The 768-nt window shown below is 45.5% G+C and carries 1 protein-coding gene; it reads right to left on the minus strand.

The genetic code is table 11. From position 1 onward, the window contains the following. Nucleotides 1-46: 46 nt before the first annotated feature. Nucleotides 47-768 (minus strand): peptidoglycan DD-metalloendopeptidase family protein (locus tag A3750_RS17905; protein WP_068548540.1); only part of this gene is annotated, 722 nt, incomplete at its 5' end.

Genomic DNA, 768 nt, shown 5'->3' on the forward strand with positions numbered 1-768 from the left:
ATCGAAATAACCTAGCTGTCTTCTGTACCTGATTGATCAGGCTGTTTTATCTATGTGGCAAATAGTTTTCCGGGTTTACCGGTTGGCCGTCCTTGCGAATTTCAAAGTGGAGCAGCGGCTTTTGACCTTTTCGTCCCATCCTTGCTATTCGTTGGCCTAAGCGGACTTTCTCGCCCTCTTTGACCAAAATGACCTCATTATGCCCATAGGCACTTAGGTAACGCTCGCTGTGGTTGATGATAATCAAGTTTCCATAACCCAGTAATCCGTTCCCTGCGTAGACAACTTCTCCTGAAGCCGCTGCGCGAATCTCATCACCTTCGGTACCCCCGATATCAATTCCTTTATTGATATTCCGATTGCGTGAGTTCACAGAATACTTGGCAAGTATCAGGCCAACATGTGGCCACCCCCATGTTATGTTATTGGAAATACTAGGTTTTTTATTGTTTGTACTTTTGTTACCAGAAACGGCCTGCGATTTACGTTTTGTTACATTGCTCGAGGACTTAACGCTTTTAGATGATCCAGAAGGCCGAGAACGATAAGAGTTCTCGTCCACCTCCAAGTTAATTCTTTGTCCGACAGTAAGTACATAAGGCGAGCGGATGTTGTTAGCACTTGCTAACTCTTTATAGTCACGTCCATAGCGCCAAGCGATGTTGTAGAGCNTCTCGCCAGATTGAACAATGTGCGCACCGAAATAGACAGGGGGATTGAAGTCGCGATTGTAGTAGATGTCTGGCGATGTGCACGCAGTTAATAGAA

It is taken from the genome of Oleiphilus sp. HI0079, assembly GCF_001635105.1.